The organism is Burkholderia sp. THE68, assembly GCF_009938265.1.
Classification (GTDB): Bacteria; Pseudomonadota; Gammaproteobacteria; order Burkholderiales; family Burkholderiaceae; genus Caballeronia.
Genome location: NZ_AP022315.1, coordinates 1,867,546 through 1,892,135 on the forward strand (window position 1 = coordinate 1,867,546; position 24,590 = coordinate 1,892,135).

A 24,590-nucleotide genomic window follows, 5' to 3' on the forward strand; every position below is an offset into this window, starting at 1 on the left:
GACTGGGCCTTTTCGTTGCGGCATCAGTCGCCCGTGTACACCACGCGATACGGGCGGCCGATCTTCTCCCATTCCATCGCCTCCTGAACGAGGCTGTAATCGGTGAGCGGATTATTGGTCACCCAGTCGTTCGGCAGATGCACTTCGAAGCCGCCGCCCGCCTTCCTCACCTCGATGCCGGGCAGCCCGACATCCGCGCGCCGGCGCGACAAGAGCGCCGCGAGCCGCAGGCAGAACAGCAGCGTCCATTCGACGTCGCGGGCCTGCGCGAGCTTGCCCAGCTTGCCCGCGTGGCCCAGCACGAGCGCGGCGAGCCGCGCCTGATCGGTGCGCGAGAAGCCGGGCATGTCGGCGTTGCTGGCGATATACGCGGAATGCTTGTGATATGCGCTATGCGCGATCGACAGGCCGATCTCATGCAGCGACGCCGCCCACGCGAGGAACATGCGGTTCTCTTCGCGCACGTCCTTGTCGGGCTCGCCGAGCTGGTCGTAAAAGCTGATTGCGAGTTCGCCGATACGCTCGGCCTGCGCCGCATCGACGCCGTAGCGCCGCTTGAAGCCTTCGACCGTCACCGTGCGCATGTCCTGATGCTGCGAGCGTCCGAGCAGATCGTAGAGGACGCCCAGACGCAGCGCGGCGTCGGTGGTGTCGGCGTAGTCGATGCCCAGTTCCTCGAACACGCCCAGCATGATCGACAGGCCGCCCGCCAGCACCGGCACGCGGTCCGGTTTGAGCGCGACGAGCTTCAGGCGGTTCACGTTCTCCGCCTTGATGAGCGCGCGCTTCAGCTTCTCCAGGCCGCCGCGCGAAATGCCGTGCGTGATGCCTTCGTCGTTGAAGCCGTTCGCCTCGATCAGCTCCGCGAGCGCGCGCGCCGTGCCCGACGAGCCGATAGCCTGATCCCAGCCGGTGTGCTTGTATTCGTGCGAGATGATCTGGATTTCGCGCTTGGCGGCGAGCTCGGCCTGACGCATCGTGTATTCGTCGACATTGCCGGCCGGGAAGAACTGGAGGCTATGGCTCACGCAGCCGATATAAAGGCTTTCCATGTGGATCGGCGTGTAATGCGAGCCGATGATGAATTCCGTGGAGCCGCCGCCGATATCGACCACGAGCCGCTTGCCCGCGCTCGCCGGCACCGAATGCGCGGCGCCCGCGTAGATGAGGCGCGCTTCTTCGCGCCCGGCGATGACTTCGATCGGAAAGCCGAGCGCGTTTTCGGCCTCGACGAGAAAGTCGTGCGCGTTCTTCGCGACGCGCAGCGTATTGGTGGCGACGGCGCGCACCTGTTCGGGATGAAAGTCGCGCAGGCGCTCGCCGAAGCGCTTCAGGGCATCCCAGCCGCGCACCTGCGAGGCGCGGTCGAGCATCTTGTCCTTCGACAGGCCGCCGCCGAGCCGCACGGGTTCGCGCAGCGCATCGACCTGATAGATCTGGCTGCCGGCGGGCGTTTCCTCGACCCGGCCGACGATCAACCGGAAACTGTTGGATCCGAGGTCGACCGCGGCAAGTAGATGGGGATGTGTGGCCATCGGATGTCCAGAGATTCGTGAAGTGGGGAAAGGCACTGTCACAGCGGCGCTGTTGCAGCGCACGAATTCTATTCTATGCCGGCCCGGCGCAAACCTTCGGCAACTCGTACGCAATCTCACCCATTCGGCGCGTTCGCGCTAGCGACGCTATCCGCAATGTGAGTAGAATTTGTGACAATCGTTCTGTCATAAAAAATACATCATACTGTGAGAGCATCCGAGAGTTTCCTTGCCCATCCGATCGAGACCCCGTCACTCCCTCCGATGTCCATACGCTATCCGTTATTCAACCGCGAACTGGGCATATTAGGTTTCAACGAGCGCGTCCTCGCGCAGGCCGCCGACACGACGGTGCCGCTGTTGGAACGCCTGCGTTTCATCTGCATCACGAGCAGCAACCTCGACGAATTCTTCGAAGTCCGTATGGCGGGTCTGCAGGAGCAGATGCGCGACAACCCCGGCTCGCTCTCGCCGGACGGCATGTCGCTGCAACACGTCTACGACCTCGTTTCCGAGCGCGCGCAGCGCCTCGTGCGCCAGCAATATTCGATGCTGCATGACATCGTGCTGCCTGCGCTGGAGATGGAAGGCATCTATTTCCACGGCGCGGAAGGCTGGACCGCGCAGCAGACCGCGTGGGCGCGCGACTACTTCTACAACGAGCTTCTGCCGGTGCTCACGCCGATCGGGCTCGACCCCGCGCATCCGTTTCCGCGCGTGTTGAACAAGAGCCTGAACTTCGTCGTCGAGCTGGAAGGCACCGACGCCTTCGGCCGTCAGGCGATGATGGGCATCGTGCAGGCGCCGCGCGCGCTGCCGCGCCTCGTGCGCATGCCCGAATCCTTGTCGGGATATCCGCACGGCTTCGTGCTGCTGAGTTCGTTCATGCAGCACTTCGTCAACGAACTGTTTCCGCATCTGGTCGTGCGCAGTTGCCATCAGTTTCGCATTACGCGCAACAGCGAGCTGTTCGTCGACGAGGACGAAATCACCAATCTGCGCGTCGCACTGCAGGGCGAATTGCCGGCGCGGCATCTGGGCAATGCGGTACGGCTCGAAGTATCGGCGGAAACGCCGCCGCATCTCGTGCGGCGTCTGCTCGACGAGGGTCAGTTGAGTGAACGCGACATGTATCGCGTGAACGGGCCGGTGAATCTCGTGCGTCTGATGCAGTTGCCCGAAATGGTCGACCGGCCGGACCTCAAGTTCGTGCCGCATATTCCGTCGGTGCCGAAGGCCATCGCGAATACGTCGAACCTTTTCGATGCGATCGATCAGGGCGATATCCTGCTGCATCATCCCTACGAGAGTTTCCAGCCGGTGCTGGAACTGTTGCTGCAGGCGGCGAAGGACCCGCAAGTCGTCGCGATCAAGCAGACCATCTACCGCACGGGCACCGATTCGCCGCTGATGGACGCGCTGATGCAGGCCGCGCGCAACGGCAAGGAAGTGACGGTCGTCGTGGAACTGCTTGCGCGCTTCGATGAAGAGACGAATATCAGTTGGGCGTCGCAGCTCGAGGCCGTGGGGGCGCATGTGGTGTATGGGGTCGTCGGCCACAAGTGTCACGCGAAGATGATGCTGATCGTGCGTCGCGTATCGCTGGGCGGCAAGCTCGTGCTGAAGCGGTATGCACATCTGGGCACGGGCAACTATCATCCGCGCACGGCGCGTCTTTATACCGATTTCGGCTTGATGACCGCCGATCAGGAAATGTGCGAGGACGTGCATCACGTCTTTCAGCAACTGACCGGCATCGGCGGGGAGATCGCGCTGCATCAGCTATGGCAGTCGCCTTTCACGCTGCACGCGAAGCTCATCGATGCGATTCGCGCCGAAGCCGAGCATGCGCGTGCCGGACGGCGGGCGCGGATCGTCGCGAAGATGAATGCCTTGTTGGAGCCTACCGTGATTGCCGCGCTTTATGAGGCGTCGCATGCGGGGGTCAAGATCGATCTGATCGTGCGGGGCGTGTGTTCGCTCAAGCCTGGCGTCGAAGATCTTTCGGAGAACATCACGGTGCGGTCGATCGTGGGGCGGTTCCTCGAACATCACCGCATTTTCTATTTCTATGCGAATGGCAAGGAAGATGTGTTTCTTTCCAGCGCGGACTGGATGGATCGAAACTTCTTTCGTCGCGTGGAGGTGGCGTTTCCGATTCGCGATCGGCGGTTGAAGCGGCGCGTCATTGCTGAAGGGTTGTCGGTTTGTCTTGGGGATAATCAGTCGGCCTGGGTCATGCAGAGCGATGGGCATTATCGGAAGCGGCGGCCGGGGAAGGCTATTCGTAACGCGCAGCTGGGGTTGTTGGCTAAGTTTTGTGGTTGATGTGAGGGGGGTTGCTTGCGCTGGGGTTTGTTGTCGCCGGATCCCGTGATCGCGTTGGTTTATAAGCGTTGCCCCTGTGCGGGGCGGCACCTACTTTCTTTGCTGCTGCAAAGAAAGTGAGCCTGTCATAGATTTTGTGTTCAAGGCATAACATGTACGGAAAGGAGCATGTATGCCACGCAAACCGAAAGCTGCGGCTGAGCTGAGGGCACTGCCGACGATTCCCAAAGAACTGATCGATCAGTTCGTCAAAGGTCCGATGACAGCCGATGCCGTTCAAGCGGCCTCGATGGCCTTTAAAAAGGCGCTGATCGAGCGGGCGTTGGGCGCCGAACTCGGCCACCACCTGGGCTATCCCAATGGTGGCGAGCGTCCACCCGAGTCGAGCAATCAGCGCAATGGCAAGAGCGGCAAGACCGTGCTCACCGAGGACGGTCCATTGCGCGTGGACATCCCGCGCGATCGCGACGGCAGCTTCACGCCAATTCTGATCCCCAAGCACGAACGCCGCTTCACCGGCTTCGATGACAAAATCATCGCGATGTACGCGCGCGGCATGACGATGCGCGAGATCCAGGCGTTTCTGGCCGAGCAGTACGGCACGCAAGTGTCGCCCGAATTCATCAGCTCCGTCACCGATGCGGTGACGCAGGAAATCACCGCCTGGCAGTCCCGGCCGCTCGAGCCCATGTATCCGGTCGTGTTCTTCGATGCGCTGCGCGTGAAGATTCGCGATGAAGGTGTCGTGCGCAACAAGGCGATCTACCTCGCCCTGGCCATCTTGCCCGACGGCACGCGCGATATTCTGGGCTTGTGGATCGAGCAGACCGAGGGCGCGAAGTTCTGGATGAAGGTCTTCAGCGATCTGAAAGCGCGTGGCGTACAGGACATCCTGATCGCGGTCACCGACGGGCTCAAAGGCATGGCCGAGGCGCTGGGCGGGGTGTTTCCGGCGACCACGCTACAGACGTGCATCGTGCATTTGATCCGAAATTCGCTGGACTACGCGAGCTGGAAGGAGCGCAAATCCCTGGCCGCAGCGCTTCGTCCGATCTATACCGCACCCAGCGCGCAGGCCGCCGAGGCGCAATTGCTCGCACTGGAGCAAAGCCCGTGGGGGAGCAAACTTCCAACGGTGATCGCCGCGTGGCGGCGGGCGTGGGATCGCGTCATTCCGTTCTTCGCGTTTCCGCCCGAGGTGCGAAAGGTGATGTACACGACGAACTCGCTGGAGAGCGTCAATGCTCGGCTTCGCAAAATCATCAAGACGCGCGGACACTTCCCTTCGGACGATGCGGCGACCAAACTACTGTGGCTGGCGCTGCGAAACATCACCGCCGACTGGCATCGTGCTGCTCACGACTGGAAGGCCGCCATGCGCCAGTTCGCGATCCTCTACGAGGATCGCTTTACACGACCAGGCGCTTAGCCGTCAAACCGTCATCGTCAATGTTTGAACAACTCAACTGCCTTGAACACGAAAATCCTGACAGTCCCGCCCTCGTAGGCCTTCTCGGGCTTGGACCGCGCACGGTCTGACGAGCTAGTTCTTCTAGTGCGCTGGTTCAGCACAAAAGGGTTCCGGCACAGCGCTGCGCGCTGCCGTTGGGCATGCGAGGGAAACCGACGAAAAAGGAGAAACGCGAAGCACGCGCAGACCCGATGTACCCATAGGCCGCGAAGCGGGCCGGAGCTATTTTGCGCCGAACCAGTTTGTTCCGTGGTGCGATGTGACAGACCGTGCGCGGTCCAAGCCCGGTTAGGCCTACGAGGGCACTCGCTACAGAGCCCAAGAGCGCGGAGAAGAATACTCAAATTGCGTGTGACCGCGGGCGTATCGAGCTGCTTTCTTTGGTTACTTTCTTTGCAGCAGCAAAGAAAGTGACTGCCGCCCCGCACAGGGGCAACGCCAATAAACCGACACGATCACGGGATCCGGCGACAAACCAAAGCGCAAGCAAAAACCCCCTCACGCTGCCAACGACTTCCTCAACGCCGTCCGCGAAGCGGGAAACCGCACAACAAACGTACTCCCCTTCCCCACCTCGCTCTTAACATCGAGCTCCGCATTGTGCCGCTGCAGTACATGCTTGACGATAGCCAGCCCAAGCCCGGTGCCACCGGTATCCCTCGACCGACTCCTATCCACGCGATAAAACCGCTCAGTCAACCGCGGAATATGCTCCGCCGGAATCCCGAGCCCGCTATCTCGCACCGCGAACACCGCGCGATCCTTCATCCGCTGCCACGACACCTCGATCGCACCGCCGTCCGGCGTATAACGCACCGCGTTCGTCACGAGATTGCCGAGCGCGCTCATCACTTCGGTCTCCGCGCCCGCGATGGTCAGCGCATCGTCGGTACGGAACGTGATCCGATGCCGCCCGCTCGAAAGATTGTTCGCATCGTCTTCGAGATGTCGCATCACCGCGCGCATATCGAGCAACTCATCACCGGGCGGACGCATATCGCCCTCGAGATTGGCGAGCACAAGCAGATCGCGCACGATGTTCTGCATGCGCGACGCCTGCTGCTCCATCATGTCGAGATAACGCATGCGATCGGTTTCATCGAGCGGCAATTCGCGCATCGTTTCGAGAAAGCCCGAAAGCACCGTCAGCGGCGTCTTCAGTTCATGCGAGACGTTGGCGACGAAATCGCGTCGCATCGAATCCGTGCGCTCCAGCTCGGTGATGTCCTGCGTGAGAATCAGCTTGCGATGATCGCCATACGGAAACACCTGCACCGATACCGTGTACTTGCGGTTCACGCCCATGCCGCGCATCACGAGCATCTCTTCGTAGTGATGTGCGTTCAGATAGCGGACGAAATCCGGATGACGCACGAGATGCGTGATGTGCTGGCGCAAGTCGCGCTTCGCATCGAGACCGAAATGCTCCTCGGCGATCGCGTTGCACCACTCGATCTGATCGTGATCGTCGAGCATCGCGACGCCGTTCGGCGACGCCTGGATCGCCTGAATGAAGCGCGCATGCTGCTGCTCGACCTGGCGCACTTGCGCGTGCCAGCGCTTCGCGAGCTTGTGCAGACGGTAATAGATTTCGCCCCAGACGCCGAGCGCGCTCGGCACCTCGCCGTAGACCGGCGCTTCGAGCAGGCGCCACAGACGCTGCATGTGATACGTGACGAAGAAACCCTGCACGACCAGCATGAGCACCGCGAAAGCGAGCGCGACCCGCACGCCCGCGAGTGCGCCGATCGCGGCGCTTAACGCCGCGAGCAGCGCGAGGGACACGATCGCACGCGTCCAGATGATGTTCATGTTGTCGGTGAGTCTGAGTGACGTTGATGCGGCAAGCTGGAGCGGTTCACGTTGAACCCGGACTCAGGCGCTCTTCGCCAGCCGGTATCCGCTGCCGCGCACCGTTTCGATCATAGCATCGCAGCCCGCGGGCTTGAGCGCCGCGCGCAGACGCTTGATGTGCACATCGACGGTACGTTCCTCGACGAACACGTGATCGCCCCACACCTGATCCAGCAATTGCGTGCGGCTGTGCACGCGCTCCGGATGCGTCATGAAGAAATGCAGCAGACGGAATTCAGTGGGGCCGAGATCGAGCTTGATGTCGTTGCCCGAATGACTCGCCGCCACTCGATGCGTCGCCGGATCGAGCCGCAGGCCGTTGATCGCGACCACGTCCTCCGTCAACTGCGGCGCGCGACGGCGCAGCACCGCCTTGATGCGCGCCATCAGTTCCTTCGGCGAAAATGGCTTGGTGACGTAATCGTCCGCGCCGATCTCGAGGCCGAGCACCTTGTCCTGCTCGTCGCCGCGCGCAGTCAGCATGATGATCGGGATATGCTTCGTGCGCTCGTTGTTGCGCAACTCGCGCGCGAACGAGATGCCCGACTTGCCCGGCAACATCCAGTCGAGCAGCACGAGATCGGGCAGCACGTCGCTAATCAGGTTTTGCGCCTGCTCCGCGTTGTACGCGCGAATGGGGCAATGTCCCGCATGCTGAAGATTCACCGAAATCAGTTCGGAGATCGCGGGTTCGTCTTCGACGACGAGGATACTGCTGGGCATCGGCACCTCTTGACCTTTTGCTTGAGTTAAAACGATTGCGCGCAGCCGACGCTCAACTGAGCGCCTCGCGTTCGAGCTGGTCGCGCGAGATATGGCGCACGTCCGTACCCTTCACGATATAGATGATGAATTCGGCGATGTTCTTCGCGTGATCGCCGATGCGCTCCACCGCCTTCGCGATGAACAGATAGTCGAGGCCCGCGGAAATGGTGCGCGGATCTTCCATCATGTACGTCACGAGCTTGCGCACGAAGGCGCGGAATTCATCGTCGATGGCCTTGTCGTCGCGCACGATCTGCGCGGCCGCGACCGTATCCAGGCGCGCGAACGCATCGAGCGCGCGACGCAGGATCGACACCGCCATCTCGCCCGAAAGCTTGATCTCGGCGATGTTCACCGTGCGGCCCGCGCCGTCTTCGTTGATGCGCTTCACGCGCTTGGCGATCTTCTCGGCTTCGTCGCCGGCGCGTTCGAGGTTCGTGATGGTCTTCGAGATCGCCATGAGCAGGCGCAGATCGCGCGCGGCCGGCTGACGGCGCGCGATGATGTTGCTGCACTCCTCGTCGATCTCGACTTCCATCGTGTTCAGACGCACTTCGGCGGCGATCACCTGATCCGCGATGCCGATGTCGAATTCGTTCAGCGCCTGCATCGCGTTGATGATCTGCGACTCGACCAGACCGCCCATTTCCAGCACTTTCGACGACACCGCGTTGAGATCGGCGTCGAACTGGCTCGAGAGATGTTTATCGGACATATGTGCTCCTTAAGCCTGTGTGTTTGATCCGGCTTCGATCAGCCGAAGCGGCCCGTGATGTAGTCTTCCGTTTCCTTGCGGGCCGGCTTGATGAAGATCTTTTCCGTATCGCCGAACTCGATCAATTCACCGAGATACATATAGGCAGTGTAGTCCGAACAACGCGCCGCCTGCTGCATGTTGTGCGTGACGATGACGACCGTGTAATCGCTTTTCAGTTCGGCGATCAGCTCTTCGATGCGGCCCGTCGAAATCGGGTCGAGCGCCGAGCACGGTTCGTCGAGCAACAGCACTTCCGGACGGATCGCGATGCCGCGCGCGATGCACAGACGCTGCTGCTGGCCGCCCGACAGGCCATAGCCGCTCTGCTGCAGCTTGTCCTTCACTTCGGTCCAGAGCGCCGCCTTCGTGAGCGCCCATTCGACGCGATCGTCCATCTCCGAGCGCGACAGCTGCTCGAACATCTTCACGCCGAACGCGATGTTGTCGTAGATCGACATCGGGAACGGCGTCGGCTTCTGGAACACCATGCCCACGCGCGCGCGCAGCAGCGAGATGTCGCGCGTCGTGTCGAGCAGGTTCGCGCCGTCCATCAGGATTTCGCCCTCGGCGCGCTGCTCCGGATAGAGCGCGTACATCTTGTTGAAGGTGCGCAGCAGCGTGGACTTGCCGCAACCCGAAGGGCCGATGAACGCCGTCACCTTCTTCTCGGGGATGCGCAGATTGATGTTCTTCAGCGCGTGATACTTGCCGTAGAAGAAGTTGAGGTTGTTCACCTCGATCTTCGGCTTGATGGAATCCGCCGGCTGCGAGCTGTGCGTCGGGCGGATGCTGCCCGGCGCCGGACGGCGTTCGACCGGCGTTTCAGTCTTCGGATTCAGGTGGTTGACACCACTTTCGACCATATTCATGGAATCACTCCGCCCTTATTTCTTCGAGAAGATCGCGCGCGCCAGGATATTCAGACCCAGCACGCCGAGCGTAATCAGGAACACACCGGCCCACGCGAGCGATTGCCACTGCGGGAACGGACTCATCGCGAACTTGTAGATCGTCACCGGCAGGTTGGCCACCGGCTGACTCATGTCCCACGAGAAAAACTGATTCGACAGCGCCGTGAACAAGAGCGGCGCGGTTTCGCCTGCGATACGCGCAATCGCCAGCAACACGCCCGTGACGATGCCGCCGACCGACGCCTTCAGCGTGATCGACATCACCATCTTCCACTTCGGCGTGCCGAGCGCGAAGGCGGCTTCACGCAGCGCGTTGGGCACGAGCTTCAGCATGTTTTCCGTCGTGCGGATCACGATCGGAATCTGCAGCAGGGCGAGCGCGATCACGCCGGCCCAGCCCGAGAAGCGTCCCACTTTCGCGACGACGAGCGCATACACGAACAGACCGACGACGATCGAAGGCGCCGACAGCAGAATGTCGTTGATGAAGCGCGTCACGTTCGCGAGCCAGCGCTTCTGGCCGTATTCGGCAAGGTACACGCCCGCGAGAATGCCGAGCGGCGTGCCCACGCAGGTCGCGAGCACGACCAGCATCAGGCTGCCGACGATCGCGTTGGCGAGACCGCCGCCATCGGTGTTCGGCGGCGGCGTCGATTGCGTGAAGAGATCGATCGACAATCCGCCGATGCCGAGCTTGAGCGTCGTGAAGAGAATCCACACGAGCCAGATAAGCCCGAAGGCCATTGCGGCGAGCGAAAGCGCCAGCGCGACTGCATTGGTGCCGCGGCGGCGGCGTTGCAGCTTCATGCGCGTGGCTTGCACGCGTTCGGGATCCTGATTGAACGTAGCGGGACGGCTCATTATTTACGGCCCTCCCCGCGTTCCATGCGCAAGAGCATCAGCTTCGAGAGCGCGAGCACGAAGAACGTGATCACGAAGAGAATCAGACCGAGTTCCATCAGTGCCGACGTGTGCAGCCCCGGACTCGCTTCCGCGAATTCGTTCGCGAGCGCCGAAGTGATGCTGTTGCCGGGAGAAAAGAGCGACACGTTGTCGAGCAGATTCGTGTTGCCGATGACGAACGTGACGGCCATCGTCTCGCCGAGCGCGCGGCCGAGACCGAGCATGACGCCGCCGATCACACCGGCGCGGGTATAGGGCAGCACGATCTTCCACATCACTTCCCACGTCGTGCAGCCGATGCCGTATGCCGATTCCTTCAGCAACACCGGCGTCACTTCGAACACGTCGCGCATCACCGAGGCGATGTACGGAATGATCATGATCGCGAGAATCACGCCCGCGCACAGAATGCCGATGCCGATCGGCGCGCCCTGAAAGAACATGCCGATCACAGGGACATCGCCGAGCAGATGGCCGAGCGGCTTCTCGAAGTATTGCGCGAAGATCGGCGCGAACACGAGCAGGCCCCACATGCCGTAGACGATCGACGGAATCGCCGCGAGCAGTTCGATCGCGACGCCGAGCGGTCTGCGCAGCCACGCGGGCGAAAGCTCGGTCAGAAAGAGCGCGATGCCGAAGCTCACCGGCACCGCGATGATGAGCGCGATGATCGAGGTCGCGACGGTGCCGTAGATCGGCACGAGCGCGCCGAAGCTCTCGCTGGGCGGATCCCACTCGGCGCGCCACAGGAACGAGAGCCCGAATTTCTGGATGGTCGGCATCGACGCGACGAGCAGCGAGACGATGATGCCGCCCAGCAGAAGCAGCGTGACGACGGCCGCAAGCCGCGTCAGGCCGCCGAAAATGATGTCGCCGGTACGGCTCGGCGCGCGCTGGGTATGCGCCGCCGGCACCGCCGACGATAAGTTGATGTCCGACATGGGAGCCTTGGTTACGCTACGTGTCAGACCGCGCTGCAAGCCTTCCGGCCCGCGGCGCGGCTTTTTTGTTACCGACCGTCCCTCGCCTTCGGCAGCTTAGGACAGTTTCAAACTACGCGTACTTCGCTTACTCCGCGACAGACTTGCCCGCGGCGTCCTTGACCTTCGCCTTCCACTGCGTCTTGATTTCGGCCACGACCGAATCCGGCAGCGAGATGTAGTCGAGATCGTTCGCAGCCTGATTGCCGTTCTTGAATGCCCAGTCGAAGAACTTCAGCGTTTCCGTGCCTTGCTGCGGCTTTTCCTGCGTTGCGTGCAGCAGCACGAAGGTCGCGCCGACGATCGGCCACGCGTTCTGGCCCGGCTCGTTGGTCAGGATCTGGTAGAACGACTTCGACCAGTCCGCGCCGGCAGCCGCCGCCTTGAACGTGTCCGTCTTCGGCTCGACGATCGTGCCAGCCGAGTTCTTCATGCCGACGTAGGTCATCTTGTTCTGCTTCGCATACGCCCACTCGACGTAGCCGATCGCGCCCGGCAGACGCTGCACGAAGGCCGCAACGCCGTCGTTGCCCTTGCCGCCCGTGCCCGTCGGCCAGTTCACGGTCGAGCCTTCGCCGACCTTCGACTTCCACTCCGGGTTCACCTTCGACAGATAGTTCGTCCAGATGAAGCTCGTGCCCGAACCATCGGCGCGACGCACGACAGCGATGTCGGTATCCGGCAGCTTGACCTTCGGATTCAGCGCGGCGATCGCCGGGTCGTTCCACTTCTTGATCTTGCCGAGGTAGATGTCGCCGAGCACCTGGCCCGACAGCGTCACTTCACCGGCCTTCACGCCCGGCACGTTGATCACCGGCACGACGCCGCCGACTACCGTCGGGAACTGGAACAGGCCGTCTTTCGCCAGCTCGTCGTCTTTCAGAGGAGCGTCCGAGCCCGCGAAATCCACCGTCTTCGCGATGATTTGCTTGATGCCGCCCGACGAACCGATGCCTTGATAGTTGACCTTGCCGCCGCCCGTTTTCTGGTAGGCATCCGCCCACTTGGTGTAGATGGGAGCTGCGAAGGTGCTGCCCGCGCCGGTAATATCGGCTGCTTGCGCGGAGATGGCGAACAGGGCGCCAATTACGCCAGCCAGCGCGGTTTGCATCAATTTCATGAGACCTCCAAGGTTGTGAGCGTGTGAGTCGACACCGCGAAATATAGGAGGAGTCTGTGACAGTAATATGACTCTTCGTGAAGCCGACGTGTCATTTCGCTTACGTGCTGAAAGTTTGATCACACCCGATTTGTCAAGCCCTTGATGGAAATAAAAAAAGCGGGCCGAAGCCCGCTTTTAGCGAAATGTGACGACTTTCAGTAAACGCCTACGAAGTCGCCTCTTTCACGACCTGCGCAATCGTTTCCGCGTATCGAACCGCGTCCTGCTGCGCCGACGCTTCCACCATCACGCGCAGGACCGGTTCAGTGCCCGACGCGCGAATCAAGACCCGGCCGTGCGATTCGAGGGAACGCTCGGCTTGCTCGACCGCGCGACGAATCGCGTCGCTGCTTTTCCAGTTCGCGCCCGCGTTCATTCGGACGTTGATGAGTTTTTGCGGGAACAGGCTCACGCCATCGAGCAGTTTTGAGAGCGATTTGCCGCTGCGCTGGATCGCCGCCAGCACGAGCAGCGCCGACACGATGCCGTCGCCGGTCGAATGACGATCGAGCGACAGGATATGGCCCGAGCCTTCCGCGCCCAGTTGCCAGCCGTTCTCACGCAGTTTTTCGAGCACGTAGCGGTCGCCGACGGCCGCGCGCACGAACTGCACGCCCGCCTCCTTTAACGCCACCTCGACGGCCATGTTGGTCATCAGCGTGCCGACAGCGCCTGCCACCTTGCCGTCGGTTGCGATGCGGTCCTTGACCAGCACGTAGAGCAGTTCGTCGCCGTTGTAGAGGCGGCCGGCCGAATCGACGATCTGCAAACGGTCCGCGTCGCCATCGAGCGCGATGCCGATATCCGCGTTGTGCTCCAGCACCGCGCGCACGAGCGCGTCCGGGGCGGTCGCGCCGACGCCGTCGTTGATGTTGAAGCCGTTCGGCGACACGCCGATCGGCACGACTTCCGCGCCGAGCTCATGGAAAACGTGCGGCGCGACGTCATACGCGGCGCCGTGCGCGCAGTCGACCACGAGCTTCAGGCCACGCAGGTCGAAGCTCGCGGGAAACGTGCTCTTGCAGAATTCGATGTAGCGGCCGCCCGCGTCGTCGAGACGCCGCGCCTTGCCGAGACGCTCGGACGGCGCGCATTCCATCGGCTGCTCGAGTTGGCGCTCGATTTCGAGCTCGACTTCGTCGGGCAGCTTGTTGCCGTCGGCGGAGAAGAACTTGATGCCGTTGTCGTTGTACGGATTGTGCGACGCGCTGATCACGACGCCCGCCGAGAGCCGCAGCGCGCGGGTCAGATAGGCGACGCCCGGCGTCGGCATCGGGCCGGCGAGCATCACGTCGACGCCCGCCGCCGAAAAGCCCGACTCCAGCGCCGCTTCCAGCATGTAGCCGGAGACGCGCGTGTCCTTGCCGATCAGCACCGTCGGGCGATTGCCCTTCTTTTGCTGCGCGCGATCCGCGCCCGCGAGCACCTTGCCGGCCGCGTAGCCGAGCTTGAGTACGAAATCCGGCGTGATCGGCGCGACGCCTACGCGGCCGCGGATGCCGTCCGTTCCAAAATATTGACGTGCCATTATTGCCTGACCCTCCTCGCGAACATACGGCGCCTGTTTTCGGTCCGCGACTTTAGTTGAGATTTATATCGGCGCGTGCGCCTGCGCCTGATTTCTGATGAATGTGGCCAGGTTCAATGATGCCCACTTAGGGCAGCATCTTTTGTGGCCTGCCAGACCTTCAGCGCATCGACGGTCTCCGCCACATCGTGCACGCGGATGATCGCCGCGCCCCGCTCCGCCGCGCACACCGCCGCGGCGACGCTCGCCGCGAGCCGCTCGGCCGCGCCGCGCCCGGTGACGGCGCCGAGCATCGATTTGCGCGACATGCCCGCGAGCAACGGGAAGTGCGTCCCGGCGGGCAGCGTGGCGGCGAGATGCGCGAGCAGCGCGTAATTATGCTCGACCGTCTTGCCAAAGCCGTAGCCCGGATCGAGACTGACGCGCGCCGCGGCGATGCCGGCCTGCGCAAGTGCGGCGACGCGTTCCGCGAAGAAATCGCGCACATCGGCGACGACATCTTCGTACACCGGCTCGTGAAGCTGCATCGTGCGGGGTTCGCCGAGCATGTGCATCACGCATAGTCCGCAGTCGCTGCCCTTCACGGCATCGAGCGCGCCTTCCTGACGCAAACCCCAGATATCGTTGATCATGTCCGCGCCTGCGTCGAGCACGGCGCGCATCACGGCCGGCTTGTAGGTATCGACGGAAATCGGCACCTGCACGGCGCGCAGCGCCTCGACGATCGGCACGACGCGTTCCAGCTCCTCGTCGAGCGGCACGGGCGGCGCGCCGGGACGCGTGGATTCGCCGCCGATGTCGATCATGTCGGCGCCGTCAGCGAGCAACTGGTGAGCACGTGCGAGCGCGGCGTCGCGTGAAAGGAAACGGCCGCCGTCCGAGAACGAATCCGGCGTGACATTGAGGATGCCCATCACGAGCGGGCGTTCGAAGGTCAGCGTGAAGCGCCCGCACTGGAGCGGTGCGGCTGAGAGCGGGGATGAGGTCGGTGTGGTCAAGCGAGTCGAACGATACAAAGTGGTGACCGGACGCAATCCGCCGCCGCGCTCAGCACCTGATTAAAAAGAAGGCCGGAAATTGAAAATGGGCCGGCGTGCTATGCACACCGGCCCATGAACTCCCGCAGACGACTCAGGCCGTTGCCGGCGCGTTGCCCGGCTTGACCTCGGTGCCGCTGCTGCCGCCCGATGGCGTGTCGCCGGAAGGCGGCGGCAAGTTCTTCGGCGGACGCGGCGGACGATCCGCCATGATGTCGCTGATCTGGTCCGCATCGATGGTTTCCCATTCGAGCAGCGCCTTGGTCATCGCCTCGACTCTGACGCGGTTGTCCTCCAGCAGCTTGCGGGCGAGCGCGTATTGCTCATCGAGAATCCGACGGATTTCCGTGTCGACCTTCTGCTGCGTGGCTTCCGATACCGACTTCGCGCCCATCTTCCCGAACATGCCGTTGTCTTCGGTATCGACGTAGACCATCGTGCCGAGCACGTCCGACATGCCGTAGCGCGTCACCATGTCACGCGCCATCTTGGTCGCGCGCTCGAAGTCGTTCGACGCACCGGTCGACATCGAATTCAGGAATACTTCCTCCGCTGCGCGGCCGCCGAACAGGATCGCGATCTCTTCCAGCATCTTGTCGCGATACAGGTTCACGCGGTCGTGCTCCGGCAACTGCCAGGTGACGCCCAGCGCCCAGCCGCGCGGCATGATGGTGACCTTGTGAACCGGATCAGCATGCGGCAGAAGCTTCGCCACCACGGCGTGACCGGACTCGTGGTACGCCGTGTTGCGGCGCTCTTCTTCGCGCATCACAGCCGACTTGCGCTCCGGACCCATGAAGATCTTGTCCTTCGCGTCCTCGAAATCCTGCATCTCGACGATACGCTTGCCACGCCGCGCCGCGAACAGCGCCGCTTCGTTGACGAGGTTCGCCAGATCCGCACCCGAGAAACCCGGCGTACCGCGCGCGATGACCGATGCATCGACGTCGTTTGAGATCGGCACCTTGCGCAGGTGAACCTTCATGATGTGCTCGCGGCCGCGGATATCCGGCAGACCGACGTACACCTGACGGTCGAAGCGGCCCGGACGCAGCAGCGCCTTGTCCAGCACGTCGGAACGGTTCGTCGCTGCGATCACGATGACGCCCGAGTTCGCCTCGAAGCCGTCCATTTCGACCAGCATCTGGTTCAGCGTCTGCTCGCGCTCGTCGTTGCCGCCGCCCATGCCGGCGCCGCGATGACGACCGACCGCGTCGATTTCGTCGATGAACACGATACACGGCGCGTGCTTCTTGGCCTGCTCGAACATGTCGCGCACACGGGCCGCGCCCACGCCGACGAACATTTCCACGAAGTCAGAACCCGAGATGCTGAAGAACGGCACCTTCGCCTCGCCCGCGATGGCGCGAGCCAGCAGCGTCTTACCCGTACCCGGAGGACCGACCAGCAGCACACCGCGTGGAATTCGCCCGCCGAGCTTCTGGAACTTCTGTGGATCGCGCAGGAAGTCCACCAGTTCCGACACTTCTTCCTTGGCTTCGTCGCAGCCCGCGACGTCGGTGAAATTGATCGCGTTGTTGTTCTCGTCGATCAGCCGCGCTCGCGACTTGCCGAACGAAAACGCCCCGCCTTTGCCGCCTCCCTGCATCTGCCTCATCATGTAGAACCAGAAGCCGATGATCAGGATCGTCGGTCCGAGGTAGTACAGCGCGGAGACGAGCGCGTTCGGTTCATCGTCAGCCTTGCCGCTGACCTGAACGCCGTATTTCATCAAATCGCCGACCATCCAGATGTCGCCGGGCGACACGATCTGATACTTCTGGCCGTCTGCCGGAGTGACCGTCAGATTGCGCCCTTGAACGGTGACATTCTTGACCTTGCCGCTCTTCGCGTCGTCCATGAACTGCGAATAGGACACACCTTCCTGGACGCGGGGCTTATCGAACTGCTTGAACACCGTAAACAGCACCAGTGCGATCACGAGCCACACTGCCGCTTTAGAGAACATATTGTTGTTCAAAGCACCACTCCTCACTCATAGACGGGCGCCTACATAAACCTTGCGACGCCACGAAAGCATTCTAATCCAGACCGCTAACCCCTGCCATAAGGTTTATTTACCGCACAAATAGCAGTAGAGAGGCCTTTTTCGGCATAATCCGCGCAAATATCGCCGATTTTCGCCGAATCGCTTGAGCGAGCCGTTCAGTTCGGACGCTTCAGCCGCCGCCCGAGGATAAAAGTCTCCGACGATTTGTCGCGAGAAGCCTTGGGCTTGCGCGGCGCCACCACTTTGAACTGGTGCTTGAATTTCTCGACGATCTGACTATATCCGCTGCCATGAAAACATTTGACCAGAAGCGCACCCTCCGGTTTCAGGTGGTTCTGCGCAAACTCCAGCGCCAGATCGCAGAGATGTTCGATGCGCGCGGCATCCGCACTCGCTACTCCGGACAGGTTGGGGGCCATGTCTGAAATTACAAGGTCTACTTGCCGCTCGCCAACCATTTCATCGAGTTGCGCAAGGACAGTGTCCTCGCGAAAGTCGCCCTGAATGAACGTGACGTCCGCAATCGGCTCCATCGGCAGAATATCCAGCGCGATGATCGTGCCGTCGATGCCGCCCTCGCGCTCGGCGTCGCGCTTCGTGCCTTGCGCAAGCTTGTTGCGCGCGTACTGGCTCCAGCTGCCGGGCGTCGAGCCGAGATCGACGATCACCTGCCCGGGCTTGATGAGCTTGTCCTGCTCGTCGATCTCCTTCAGCTTGTATGCGGCGCGCGCGCGGTAGCCCTCGCGCTGCGCCATCTTCACGTAGGGATCGTTGATGTGGTCATGCAACCACGATTGATTAAAACGGTTCTTTGCCATTCAAACTGAGCTCATGTGACGCGCCCGATCGTGACGAGCGGCGCGCCCGGTGCGTATTTTGCTGCCTCGTGCGAGGCTTTTAGCGGATAATACGCGTCTTGTCGGCCGGACCGGTCCTCGGGCGCTTGCGCGCGCCGAAACCCGGCATCCGGCCTGTTCTGTTTCTGATGGGCGGTGGCGCGATCGATGCGCCACGAATCGCAGCGTGTTCGAACCGCCTCGCGAGCGTGCCCGGTGTCCTGATGCCGCCCACATTTTAGTCGAGTCCCGAATTCCTCATGCCAGCTATTGAACTCTCCCCCGCCGAACGCGCCGATCTGCGCTCCCAGGCCCATGCGCTCAAGCCCGTCGTGCTCGTCGGCGCGGAGGGTCTGACCGATGCCGTGCTCAAAGAGATCAACGTGCACCTCGAAGCGCACCAGCTCATCAAGGTCCGCGTGTTCGGCGACGAACGCGAGACGCGCGTCGGGATCTACGACGAAATCTGCGATCGCCTGAACGCGGCGCCCATTCAGCATATCGGCAAACTGCTCGTGATCTGGAGGCCGGAAGGCGCCGCGCCGAAAAGCCGCGCCACCCGCACGCGCAGCACGATGCCGCCGAGCGCGGGCGAAGCCGCCGACGACCGCTCGGCAAAAGGCCGTGCGCCGCGCGTCGTCAAAGCAGTGAAAATCACGCGTGACGGACCCGCGTTCAAAAAGCCGAAAAAGCAGACGCTGAAAGTGCTGGGTAATGAGCGCGTGACCGCCGGCGGCAACGTGAAGCGCGCGAAGAAGCGTCAGACCAGTTCGAAGCGCCAGCATCAGGCCGCGAAATGATCGAACGGCGCGTGCGTTTCCGATGAGACCACGCGCCGTCCTGAATTCGGCGCGATTCAGCTTCGCGCCCGCTTCGCCGCCACCTTGGCCGATTTGCCCTTCGGCACGATCTTCACCGGCGCCGCACCCGGCAAACGCCACACCAGCGCGATGCCAAACAGGCATTCGACCAGATAGATCGCACTCGAAATGCCGTGCAGAATGCCGAACTGCTTTGCATACGGCGAACTCGCGAGATCGGTGCCCGCTTCCTGCGCGGCCATGCGCAACGAGTTCATGAAAGGCTGCAAAGCGAAGTAGCCGATCAGCACGCATACGAGCATCGCCGCGACGATCCACCGCACGCGCTTGTAATCGACGATGCCGCTTTTCACGAAGCGATTGCTGATCACGATCAGCACGAGCGCGCTGATCACGCCGATGATCGCCTCGATCCGGAAGAGCTGCGCCGCCACCGAGCCCGCCGAAGTACGGTCGAGCAACGAAAAGAGCACCGGCGCGGCAATGAGGCCGAGGGTCAGCAAACTGCCGACCCAGACCATGCTGATGGTGCGAAAGAGCTTGTGCTCCATCAGACGTAGCGAACCGCGATGATTTCGTATTCGCGCGCGCCGCTCGGTGCCTGCACCGACGCTACGTCGCCTTCCGACTTCGCGATGAGCGCGCGCGCGATCGGCGAGCTCACCGAAATGAGGCCGTGATCGATATTCGCTTCGTCATCGCCGACGATCTGATACGTGACCGTGTTGCCCGACTCCAGATCTTCCAGTTCGACCGTCGCGCCGAACACCACGCGGCCTTCGGCCTCGACCTGCGTCGGGTCGATCACTTGCGCGGCGGCGAGCTTCGACTCGATTTCCGCGATGCGGCCCTCGATGAATCCCTGCTTTTCCTTCGCGGCATCGTATTCCGCGTTTTCCGACAAGTCGCCTTGCGCGCGCGCCTCCGCGATCGCAGTGATGACCGCCGGACGCTCCACGGCCTTCAGGCGTTGCAATTCGTCGCGCAGCAACTCCGCGCCGCGCTTCGTCAAAGGAATCGTGCTCATAGACCACTCACAAACAATTTCGTCAAAAAAATTACCGCGGTTAAGCGCATCTCCCGATCAAAGGAGACGCCGCTTAACCGCGGCTCGTGATACTTAGACTGGTAATCGAAGCCTTAGTTTAGGCGAGCATGCAAGCCTTGTAAATCATAGACTTCCAAATCGCTCATATAACGCAGCCCTTCGACCGCCGCGCGCGCGCCGGACATGGTCGTGTAGTACGTGACCTTGTTGGCCTGCGCGCTCATGCGGATCGAGCGCGAATCGGCGATCGCCGCGCGCGTTTCGTCGACGGTCGTGAAGACCAGCGCGATCTCGCCGTTCTTGATCATGTCGACGATGTGCGGGCGGCCGTCCTTCACCTTGTTCACGACCTTCACCGGCACGCCGGCGGCGGCGATGGCAGCCGCCGTGCCCTTGGTCGCGACGATCGGGTAGCCGAGCTCGTGCAGCATCTGCGCGACTTCGACGGCCTTCGGTTTGTCGGCATCCATCACCGTCAGCAGCACCGTGCCCGATTCCGGCAGGCGCGAACCGGCCGCGAGCTGCGACTTGAAGAGCGCTTCGCCGAAGGTGCGGCCCACGCCCATCACTTCGCCGGTCGAACGCATTTCCGGTCCGAGCACCGGATCGACAGCCGGGAACTTGACGAACGGGAAGACCGCTTCCTTCACGCTGAAGTACGGCGGAATCACTTCCTTCGTGACGCCCTGCTGCACGAGTTTCTGACCGACCATCGCGCGCGCGGCGATCTTCGCGAGCGGCAGGCCCGTCGCCTTCGACACGTACGGCACCGTGCGCGATGCGCGCGGATTCACTTCCAGCACGTAGATGACATCCTTCTTCGAGCCGTCGTCCTGCGGAACCTGCTGGATCGCGAACTGCACGTTCATCAGGCCGATCACGTTCAGCGCTTTCGCCATTGCGGCAGTTTGTCGCTTCAGTTCGTCGACGGTTTCCTTCGACAGCGAGTACGGCGGCAGCGAGCAGGCCGAATCGCCCGAGTGCACGCCCGCCTGCTCGATGTGCTCCATCACGCCGCCGATGAACACGTCGTCGCCATCGGAGATGCAGTCGACGTCGCATTCGATCGCGTCGTTCAGGAAGCGGTCGAGCAACACCGGCGAATCGTTCGAGACCTTCACGGCCTCGCGCATGTAGCGTTCGAGATCGCGCGGCTCGTGGACGATTTCCATCGCGCGGCCGCCCAGCACGTACGACGGACGCACGACGAGCGGATAGCCGATTTCGTCCGCGAGCTTCAGCGCTTCGTCTTCCGCGCGCGCGGTGCGATTCGGCGGCTGGCGCAGGTCGAGATCCTTGAGCAGCTTCTGGAAGCGCTCGCGGTCTTCGGCGGCGTCGATCATGTCCGGCGACGTGCCGATGATCGGCACACCGTTCGCTTCGAGATCGAGCGCGAGCTTGAGCGGCGTCTGGCCGCCGTACTGCACGATCACGCCGACCGGCTTCTCGAGATCGACGATTTCGAGCACGTCTTCCAGCGTCAGCGATTCGAAGTACAGACGATCGGACGTGTCGTAGTCGGTCGAAACGGTCTCCGGGTTGCAGTTGACCATGATGGTTTCATAGCCGTCCTCGCGCATCGCGAGCGCGGCATGCACGCAGCAATAGTCGAACTCGATGCCCTGTCCGATCCGGTTCGGGCCGCCGCCCAGCACCATGATCTTCTTCTTGTCCGTCGGGTTCGCTTCGCACTCTTCCTCGTAGGTCGAGTACATGTAGGCGGTCTTGGTTGCGAACTCGGCCGCGCACGTGTCGACGCGCTTGTAGACCGGGCGCACCTTCAGTTCATGGCGCTTCTTGCGCACGTCGTCCTGCTTCGAACCCGTGAGCTTCGCGAGGCGCCGATCCGAGAAACCGCTCTTCTTCAGATACAGCAGTTCGTCGCGTGTCAGGCTTTCCAGCGTGCGACCTTCGAGCGCCTTTTCCTTCAGGATGATCTGTTCGATCTGCGCGAGGAACCACGGATCGATCGACGTCTCTTCGAAGATCTCTTCCATCGTGAGGCCGAGACGGAAGGCATCGCCGAGATACCAGATGCGGTCCGGACCCGGCTCGCCGATTTCGCGGATGACTTCGTCGCGGCTCGCGGTCTTTTCATCCAGACCGTCGACGCCCACTTCCAGACCGCGCAGCGCCTTCTGGAACGATTCCTGGAACGTGCGGCCCATCGCCATCACTTCGCCGACGGACTTCATCTGCGTGGTCAGGCGCGAATCGGCTTCGCGGAATTTTTCGAATGCGAAGCGCGGCACCTTCGTGACGACGTAGTCGATCGTCGGTTCGAACGATGCCGGCGTCTGGCCGCCCGTGATTTCGTTCTTGAGTTCGTCGAGCGTGTAGCCGCATGCGAGCTTCGCGGCGACCTTCGCGATCGGGAAGCCGGTTGCCTTCGACGCCAGCGCGGAAGAACGCGACACGCGCGGATTCATCTCGATCACGACCATGCGGCCGTCCTTCGGATTGATCGCGAACTGCACGTTCGAGCCGCCCGTATCCACGCCGATCTCGCGCAGCACCGCGAGCGACGCGTTACGCAGCACCTGATATTCCTTGTCGGTGAGCGTCTGCGCGGGCGCGACCGTGATGGAATCGCCGGTGTGCACGCCCATCGGGTCGAGGTTTTCGATCGAGCAGACGATGATGCAGTTGTCCTTTTTATCGCGGACCACTTCCATCTCGTACTCTTTCCAGCCGAGCAGCGATTCTTCGATCAGCAGTTCGCGCGTCGGCGAAAGATCGAGACCGCGACGGCAGATTTCCTCGAACTCTTCCTTGTTGTACGCGATGCCGCCGCCCGAACCGCCGAGCGTGAACGACGGACGAATCACGGTCGGATAGCCGCCGCTGCCGGTGGCTTCCGCGATCTGCGCCTGAACCGTGAGCGCTTCTTCCATCGAATGCGCGATGCCCGACTTGGCCGAACCGAGGCCGATCTTCGTCATCGCGTCCTTGAACTTCTGGCGGTCTTCCGCCTTGTCGATCGCTTCCGGCGACGCGCCGATCAGCTCGACCTTGTACTTCTCCAGCACGCCGTGATGGAACAGGTCGAGCGCGCAATTGAGCGCGGTTTGTCCGCCCATGGTCGGCAGGATCGCGTCCGGGCGCTCCTTCGCGATGATGCGCTCGACCACTTCCCACGAGATCGGCTCGATGTAGGTGACGTCGGCCGTGTTCGGGTCGGTCATGATCGTCGCCGGATTGCTGTTGACGAGGATGACCTTGTAGCCTTCCTCACGCAGCGCCTTGCAGGCCTGCGCGCCCGAATAGTCGAACTCGCACGCCTGGCCGATGATGATCGGGCCCGCGCCGATGATGAGGATGCTCTTGATGTCTGTGCGCTTCGGCATAACTGCTCTCGATGAATATTTTGCTGTGATCTGTTCTGTGGCTTTAAGCGGCGACCTTCGCCGACTCCATCAGCCTGATGAAGCGGTCGAACAGATACGCGATGTCGTGCGGGCCGGGCGACGCTTCCGGGTGGCCCTGGAAACAGAACGCGGGCTTGTCCGTGAGCGCGAAGCCTTGCAGCGTGCCGTCGAAGAGCGAGACGTGCGTGACCTTGGCGTTGGCGGGCAGCGTGGCGGCATCGACCGCGAAGCCGTGGTTCTGCGACGTGATCACCACGCGGCCGTCTTCCATGTCCTTCACCGGATGGTTCGCGCCATGGTGGCCGGTTTTCATCTTCATCGTCTTCGCGCCGACGGCGAGACCCATGATCTGATGGCCGAGGCAGATGCCGAAGGTCGGAATGCCGCGCTCGATGAACTCGCGCGTCGCGCGAATCGCGTAGTCGCACGGTTCCGGATCGCCCGGGCCGTTCGACAGGAAGATGCCGTCCGGATTGAGCGCGAGCGCCTCAGCGGCCGTGGCTTGCGCGGGCAGCACGGTCACGTGGCAGCCGCGCTCGGCGAGCATGCGCAGGATGTTGAACTTGACGCCGTAATCGAACGCGACGACGCGAAACTTCGGCGCTTCCTGCTTGCCGTAGCCGCTGCCCAGACGCCATTCGGTCTGCGTCCACTCGTAGTTCTTTTCCGTCGACACGACCTTCGCGAGGTCCATGCCCGCGAGACCCGGGAACGAGCGCGCGAGGCCGAGCGCCTTCGCTTCGTCGTCGCTGCCGCCGAGAATGCAGCCGTTCTGCGCGCCCTTCTCGCGCAGGATGCGCGTGAGCTTGCGCGTGTCGATGCCCGCGATCGCGACGACGCCTTGCGCCTTCAGATAATCGGAGAGCGACTGCTCGGAACGGAAATTGGAGGCGAGCACCGGCAGATCGCGAATGATGAGACCGGCGGCATGGACTTTGGTGGCTTCGACATCTTCGGCATTCACGCCGTAATTGCCGATGTGCGGATAGGTCAGCGTGACGATCTGGCGGGCGTAGCTCGGATCCGTCAGGATTTCCTGATAACCGGTGATGGCGGTGTTGAACACCACCTCGCCGATCGTCGAACCGGGTGCGCCGATCGATTGACCACGAAAGACCGTGCCGTCGGCAAGTGCGAGTAGTGCGGGGGAAAATGACGGCAACACGGGAAGCTCCTTGGGGAACACCCTGTTACCGACCTGTCTGTCCGAAATTCAGGCTTGGCTTCCCGTCGTTCGAAGAACGAGGGTTTCCTTGGCAACGAAAGCGGCGGCTC

General features: G+C 62.3%; 19 protein-coding genes. 3 read left to right on the plus strand and 16 right to left on the minus strand.

Going from position 1 to position 24,590, the window contains the following annotated elements; all coding sequences use genetic code 11:
• Positions 1–23: 23 nt before the first annotated feature.
• Entirely contained in the window at positions 24–1,535 is a 1,512-nt protein-coding gene (ppx, locus tag BTHE68_RS08845; RefSeq protein WP_162066008.1) for an exopolyphosphatase, read from the minus strand.
• A 264-nt stretch (positions 1,536–1,799) separates the two neighbouring features.
• Here ppx and ppk1 point away from each other — a divergent pair, with 264 nt between their 5' ends.
• Together ppk1 and BTHE68_RS08855 are read left to right on the plus strand one after the other, a co-directional pair.
• Positions 1,800–3,863: a polyphosphate kinase 1 gene (gene ppk1, locus BTHE68_RS08850; RefSeq protein ID WP_162066009.1), complete on the plus strand. Its 2,064-nt coding sequence runs from the start codon at positions 1,800–1,802 to the stop codon at positions 3,861–3,863.
• Positions 3,864–4,035: 172 nt separating this feature from the next.
• Entirely contained in the window at positions 4,036–5,292 is a 1,257-nt protein-coding gene (locus BTHE68_RS08855; protein WP_162066010.1) for an IS256 family transposase, read from the plus strand.
• 540 nt (positions 5,293–5,832) lie between these two features.
• On the opposite strand, the gene phoR is transcribed toward BTHE68_RS08855, so the two are convergent.
• The 11 genes from phoR to BTHE68_RS08910 form a co-directional block, all read right to left on the minus strand.
• The gene (gene phoR, locus BTHE68_RS08860) at positions 5,833–7,146 is read right to left on the minus strand and encodes a phosphate regulon sensor histidine kinase PhoR (protein WP_162066011.1); all 1,314 of its coding nucleotides are present in this window, start codon (positions 7,144–7,146) and stop codon (positions 5,833–5,835) included.
• Between the two features lie 63 nt (positions 7,147–7,209).
• Positions 7,210–7,911 (minus strand): phosphate regulon transcriptional regulator PhoB, encoded by a 702-nt coding sequence (phoB, locus tag BTHE68_RS08865; protein ID WP_061120967.1) that lies wholly within the window; start codon positions 7,909–7,911, stop codon positions 7,210–7,212.
• A gap of 52 nt (positions 7,912–7,963) precedes the next feature.
• Positions 7,964–8,668, minus strand: a complete 705-nt coding sequence (phoU, locus tag BTHE68_RS08870) for a phosphate signaling complex protein PhoU (protein WP_061179048.1) — start codon at positions 8,666–8,668, stop codon at positions 7,964–7,966.
• Between the two features lie 38 nt (positions 8,669–8,706).
• Positions 8,707–9,579 carry a phosphate ABC transporter ATP-binding protein PstB gene (gene pstB / locus BTHE68_RS08875; protein ID WP_162066012.1) on the minus strand — a complete coding sequence of 291 codons (873 nt, stop codon included), beginning with the start codon at positions 9,577–9,579 and terminating at the stop codon, positions 8,707–8,709.
• 15 nt (positions 9,580–9,594) lie between these two features.
• Positions 9,595–10,482, minus strand: a complete 888-nt coding sequence (gene pstA, locus BTHE68_RS08880) for a phosphate ABC transporter permease PstA (RefSeq protein ID WP_162066013.1) — start codon at positions 10,480–10,482, stop codon at positions 9,595–9,597.
• The gene (pstC, locus tag BTHE68_RS08885; protein ID WP_162066014.1) at positions 10,482–11,465 is read right to left on the minus strand and encodes a phosphate ABC transporter permease PstC; all 984 of its coding nucleotides are present in this window, start codon (positions 11,463–11,465) and stop codon (positions 10,482–10,484) included. The genes pstA and pstC overlap by 1 nt, the downstream gene beginning before the upstream one ends.
• A 127-nt stretch (positions 11,466–11,592) precedes the next feature.
• A complete protein-coding gene (gene pstS, locus BTHE68_RS08890) occupies positions 11,593–12,624 on the minus strand; it encodes a phosphate ABC transporter substrate-binding protein PstS (protein WP_162066015.1) in 1,032 nt (343 codons plus the stop codon).
• Between the two features lie 208 nt (positions 12,625–12,832).
• A complete protein-coding gene (glmM, locus tag BTHE68_RS08895; RefSeq protein WP_162066016.1) occupies positions 12,833–14,194 on the minus strand; it encodes a phosphoglucosamine mutase in 1,362 nt (453 codons plus the stop codon).
• 113 nt (positions 14,195–14,307) lie between these two features.
• On the minus strand, positions 14,308–15,108 hold the full coding sequence (gene folP, locus BTHE68_RS08900; RefSeq protein WP_162066836.1) for a dihydropteroate synthase: 801 nt from the start codon (positions 15,106–15,108) through the stop codon (positions 14,308–14,310).
• Positions 15,109–15,325: 217 nt separating this feature from the next.
• Positions 15,326–17,212: an ATP-dependent zinc metalloprotease FtsH gene (gene ftsH / locus BTHE68_RS08905; protein WP_162066017.1), complete on the minus strand. Its 1,887-nt coding sequence runs from the start codon at positions 17,210–17,212 to the stop codon at positions 15,326–15,328.
• Between the two features lie 185 nt (positions 17,213–17,397).
• On the minus strand, positions 17,398–18,060 hold the full coding sequence (locus tag BTHE68_RS08910; protein ID WP_162066018.1) for an RlmE family RNA methyltransferase: 663 nt from the start codon (positions 18,058–18,060) through the stop codon (positions 17,398–17,400).
• A gap of 278 nt (positions 18,061–18,338) precedes the next feature.
• On the opposite strand from BTHE68_RS08910, the gene BTHE68_RS08915 reads away from it, so the two are divergent.
• The gene (locus BTHE68_RS08915) at positions 18,339–18,878 is read left to right on the plus strand and encodes a YhbY family RNA-binding protein (protein ID WP_162066019.1); all 540 of its coding nucleotides are present in this window, start codon (positions 18,339–18,341) and stop codon (positions 18,876–18,878) included.
• Between the two features lie 56 nt (positions 18,879–18,934).
• On the opposite strand, the gene BTHE68_RS08920 is transcribed toward BTHE68_RS08915, so the two are convergent.
• From BTHE68_RS08920 to carA, 4 genes are all read right to left on the minus strand, one after another.
• Positions 18,935–19,450 (minus strand): DUF4149 domain-containing protein, encoded by a 516-nt coding sequence (locus tag BTHE68_RS08920; protein WP_162066020.1) that lies wholly within the window; start codon positions 19,448–19,450, stop codon positions 18,935–18,937.
• On the minus strand, positions 19,450–19,926 hold the full coding sequence (gene greA / locus BTHE68_RS08925; protein WP_061123967.1) for a transcription elongation factor GreA: 477 nt from the start codon (positions 19,924–19,926) through the stop codon (positions 19,450–19,452). Before greA ends, BTHE68_RS08920 begins: the two co-directional genes overlap by 1 nt.
• A gap of 113 nt (positions 19,927–20,039) precedes the next feature.
• Positions 20,040–23,294: a carbamoyl-phosphate synthase large subunit gene (gene carB, locus BTHE68_RS08930; RefSeq protein ID WP_162066021.1), complete on the minus strand. Its 3,255-nt coding sequence runs from the start codon at positions 23,292–23,294 to the stop codon at positions 20,040–20,042.
• 43 nt (positions 23,295–23,337) lie between these two features.
• Positions 23,338–24,480 (minus strand): glutamine-hydrolyzing carbamoyl-phosphate synthase small subunit, encoded by a 1,143-nt coding sequence (gene carA / locus BTHE68_RS08935; RefSeq protein ID WP_162066022.1) that lies wholly within the window; start codon positions 24,478–24,480, stop codon positions 23,338–23,340.
• Between the last annotated feature and the right edge of the window lie 110 nt (positions 24,481–24,590).

Excerpts from the sequence above, each read along its gene's own strand:
- pstB (WP_162066012.1), bottom strand. The coding sequence starts at position 9,579 with ATGAATATGGTCGAAAGTGGTGTCAACCACCTGAATCCGAAGACTGAA.
- pstA (WP_162066013.1), bottom strand. The coding sequence starts at position 10,482 with ATGAGCCGTCCCGCTACGTTCAATCAGGATCCCGAACGCGTGCAAGCC.
- ppk1 (WP_162066009.1), top strand. The coding sequence starts at position 1,800 with ATGTCCATACGCTATCCGTTATTCAACCGCGAACTGGGCATATTAGGT.
- phoR (WP_162066011.1), bottom strand. The coding sequence starts at position 7,146 with ATGAACATCATCTGGACGCGTGCGATCGTGTCCCTCGCGCTGCTCGCG.
- folP (WP_162066836.1), bottom strand. The coding sequence starts at position 15,108 with ATGGGCATCCTCAATGTCACGCCGGATTCGTTCTCGGACGGCGGCCGT.
- carB (WP_162066021.1), bottom strand. The coding sequence starts at position 23,294 with ATGCCGAAGCGCACAGACATCAAGAGCATCCTCATCATCGGCGCGGGC.
- greA (WP_061123967.1), bottom strand. The coding sequence starts at position 19,926 with ATGAGCACGATTCCTTTGACGAAGCGCGGCGCGGAGTTGCTGCGCGAC.
- BTHE68_RS08855 (WP_162066010.1), top strand. The coding sequence starts at position 4,036 with ATGCCACGCAAACCGAAAGCTGCGGCTGAGCTGAGGGCACTGCCGACG.
- BTHE68_RS08920 (WP_162066020.1), bottom strand. The coding sequence starts at position 19,450 with ATGGAGCACAAGCTCTTTCGCACCATCAGCATGGTCTGGGTCGGCAGT.
- pstC (WP_162066014.1), bottom strand. The coding sequence starts at position 11,465 with ATGTCGGACATCAACTTATCGTCGGCGGTGCCGGCGGCGCATACCCAG.
- glmM (WP_162066016.1), bottom strand. The coding sequence starts at position 14,194 with ATGGCACGTCAATATTTTGGAACGGACGGCATCCGCGGCCGCGTAGGC.
- BTHE68_RS08915 (WP_162066019.1), top strand. The coding sequence starts at position 18,339 with ATGCCAGCTATTGAACTCTCCCCCGCCGAACGCGCCGATCTGCGCTCC.
- phoU (WP_061179048.1), bottom strand. The coding sequence starts at position 8,668 with ATGTCCGATAAACATCTCTCGAGCCAGTTCGACGCCGATCTCAACGCG.
- ppx (WP_162066008.1), bottom strand. The coding sequence starts at position 1,535 with ATGGCCACACATCCCCATCTACTTGCCGCGGTCGACCTCGGATCCAAC.
- pstS (WP_162066015.1), bottom strand. The coding sequence starts at position 12,624 with ATGAAATTGATGCAAACCGCGCTGGCTGGCGTAATTGGCGCCCTGTTC.
- phoB (WP_061120967.1), bottom strand. The coding sequence starts at position 7,911 with ATGCCCAGCAGTATCCTCGTCGTCGAAGACGAACCCGCGATCTCCGAA.
- BTHE68_RS08910 (WP_162066018.1), bottom strand. The coding sequence starts at position 18,060 with ATGGCAAAGAACCGTTTTAATCAATCGTGGTTGCATGACCACATCAAC.